Source organism: Streptomyces sp. NPDC002573 (assembly GCF_042889625.1).
GTDB classification, from domain to species: Bacteria; Actinomycetota; Actinomycetes; order Streptomycetales; family Streptomycetaceae; genus Streptomyces; species Streptomyces gibsoniae.
Genome location: NZ_JBIARC010000212.1, coordinates 1 through 2888 on the forward strand (window position 1 = coordinate 1; position 2888 = coordinate 2888).

Consider the following 2888-nt stretch of genomic DNA (forward strand, 5'->3'; position numbering starts at 1 on the left):
GAGGGCAGTCACTGCTCGTTCATTACGTAGATGAGATGTGGCTGAGCCCCGTGGATAACTGAAGCCCGGGGCATCCTCGGCAGATAGAGGTGAACGCGACTCCCGGTGATCGGCTCCAGTCCGAGGCAGGACAAGTCGGCCACTGTCCAGCCCGCTTCGAAAAAGGTTCGGTTTCTCGCGACGGACGCCGCCTGCCTCCTCGTAGAGCAGACGAAGGCACCACCTGTACCGCAATGCACCACCCCCCTTGGTCCGACTCGCGAACCCACGAGGTACCTGTGGCTCTCCTCTCGACACTCCGTCTTCACCGCCACCCGCGGTCGCGGGGGCGTCTCGCCGTCGGGTTGCTGGCGCTCATCGCCGGAACCCTGCCGAGTGTGTCGGCTGACGCCGCCACCCCGCCCTCCGGATCGGTCAGCGATACTGCGCCCACGACCACGTGGAGCGCCGGTCTCTTCGCCGTCCCGAACGTCTCCGGCACTGCCGGGACGGTGAGCTGCGGGAATGCGCAACTCTGCGACGACTACACCCTGAAGGTGTCAGTTCCCGTGGGTTACGACGCCGGTCACAGCCTGCGCGTCGATGTCAAGTGGCCTGACTCCGCGGCCGACTTCGACCTGTACGTCCTCGACGCGGACGGCCGCGAGGTGGCAGCCTCCGCCTCTTCCAGCGACCCGGAGTCCGTGCTGCTTCCGGCGGTGACGGCGTCGTACACCGTGCGTGTGGTGCCCTACGCCCCGCTCGGCGACAGCTTCACCGGCACCGCGAGCCTGGTCGCCGATCCGGCCGATCCGCCGCCGAGTACGGCGACCCCGCCGATGTACGCGAACTCCTCGGCGCCCGACAGCATCAAGGACGCGCACAACGCCGGCGAACCCTCGATCGGCGTCGACCGCGCAACCGGTGCCGCGATGTTCCAGGCGTACACCTCGACGCTGAAGGTCACCTACGACGGCGCCGGCGCCGCCACCTGGCAGGACAAGAGCGCCAACGCGGGCAACGGCTGTCCCCAGGGGAGCACCACCAGCCTCGACCCGATCCTGTTCACCGACCCGGCCACCCACCGCACCTTCGAGTCGCAGCTCGCCGGCAAGACCGCCCTGACCTGCTACACCGACGACGACGGCGAAACGTGGACGCCGACAGGCGGCTCGGGCATCGACTCCGGTGTGGACCACCAGACCATCGGTGGCGGCCCCTTCACCACGGGCGCGCCGGGCCCCGTCACGGCGTACCCGAACGCCGTCTACTACTGCTCCCAGGACATCGCCGACGCTTCCTGCGCGGTCAGCCGGGACGGCGGTCTGACGTACGGGCCCGCCGTTCCGATGTACTCGCTGCTGGACTGCGGCGGCCTGCACGGGCATGTGAAGGTCGCCGCGGACGGCACGGCGTACGTGCCCAACAAGGGCTGCGGCGGCAACCAGGCCGTGGCCGTGTCCGAGGACAACGGGCTGACGTGGACCGTCCGCAAGAACCCGTCCAGCACCCCCGGTGACTCCGACCCGAGCGTGGGAATCGGCGCCGGTGGGACTGTGTACATGGGCTACCAGAACAGCGACGGCACCGCGCGGATCGCCGCCAGCCACGACAAGGGCAAGACGTGGCTGTACGACCAGAACGTCGGCGCGTCCCTCGGCATCAAGAACATCGTCTTCCCCGCCGTGACCGCGGGCGACGACAACCGCGCCGCCTTCGCCTTCCTGGGCACCACGACCGGGGGCAACTACCAGGACACGGCCAACTTCAAGGGGGTCTGGCACCTGTACGTGGCCACCACCTACGACGGCGGCCAGTCCTGGGTCACTGTGGACGCCACCCCCACCGACCCGGTACAGAAGGGGTCCATCTGCACGGGCGGCACCACCTGTGGCCAGGACCGCAATCTCCTGGACTTCATCGACGTCACCCTCGACGCCCAGGGCCGCGTGCTCGCCGCCTTCGCCGACGGTTGCACCGGCACCTGCGTCACCGGTGGCGCGCAGAACTACGACGCACTGGCCTCTATCGCCCGCCAGTCCTCCGGCAGCACGCTGTACGGCGCGTACGACGCCGTGGTCGCCGGCAAGCACAAGAAGTCCAAGGGAGCCGCCAGGTGAAGCCCTTCGCCCCGGCGGCCGTGCTGGTCGGCGCCGTCCTCGGTCTGGCGGCCCTCACCGGATGCTCGCCCACGCCCCGGCACGCCGGACCCGTGCGTGCGACGCCGTACACGGCCGCCTCCGCGCCCGACGGCTGCCCCACCGCCGCCTCACTGCCGCTTCCCAAGGACTTCCCGGCGGATCTGCCGATGCCCGAGGGCACGGTCGTGACCAATGTGGAGCACCGCACCGGCGGCCGGCTGATCGTCGCCACGGTCGTACGGAGCGGCTTCGACGCCACCCTGGCCTTTCTGCACAAGCAGCTCCCCAAGGCCGGATACACCTCGAAGGACGGTGAGGTGGAGAAGGACGACGCCGAGTCGAACTTCTCCTCCACGACCGTCCGGGGCCGCTGGACACTGCGAAAGATGCCCGACTGCGAGGGAGGGGTCTACCTGACGTACCTGACGTCTGCGGTCTCCTGAACTCGGCCCGGCCGAAGCAGGGGTACGACGCCACCACATTGCAGGCTCCCCTCCCTGAAGGGAGGGGATTCGTCACCCTCCAGGGCTGAGCGGGGATTTACGGCTCAGGCCGCCGCCGGAGCCGGCGGCTCGGGTGGTCTTACGCCCTCGACACCGTCCGGGTTCCAACCTTGTTCTTGCCGGAAACCTCATCCGGCCAGGTCAAGCAGCATGCTGGTACTCGTGGAGTGTGCCGCCGAGTCGGTCGCGTCTTCGTACGTCAAGGCGAAGGATCCGGGCCGGGTCGTTGATCGGCTCGGGCAACGGGCGGAGCGGGCGGGCGTTG

2 protein-coding genes are annotated in these 2888 nt (G+C 69.1%); both read left to right on the top strand.

The window, feature by feature from the left end; all coding sequences use genetic code 11:
- The first annotated feature begins 377 nt into the window (after window positions 1–377).
- Window positions 378–2099: a sialidase family protein gene (locus ACFYX0_RS47260; protein ID WP_388981900.1), complete on the top strand. Its 1722-nt coding sequence runs from the start codon at window positions 378–380 to the stop codon at window positions 2097–2099.
- On the top strand, window positions 2096–2563 hold the full coding sequence (locus tag ACFYX0_RS47265; RefSeq protein WP_388981903.1) for a hypothetical protein: 468 nt from the start codon (window positions 2096–2098) through the stop codon (window positions 2561–2563). The genes ACFYX0_RS47260 and ACFYX0_RS47265 overlap by 4 nt, the downstream gene beginning before the upstream one ends.
- The last annotated feature ends 325 nt before the right edge of the window (window positions 2564–2888 follow it).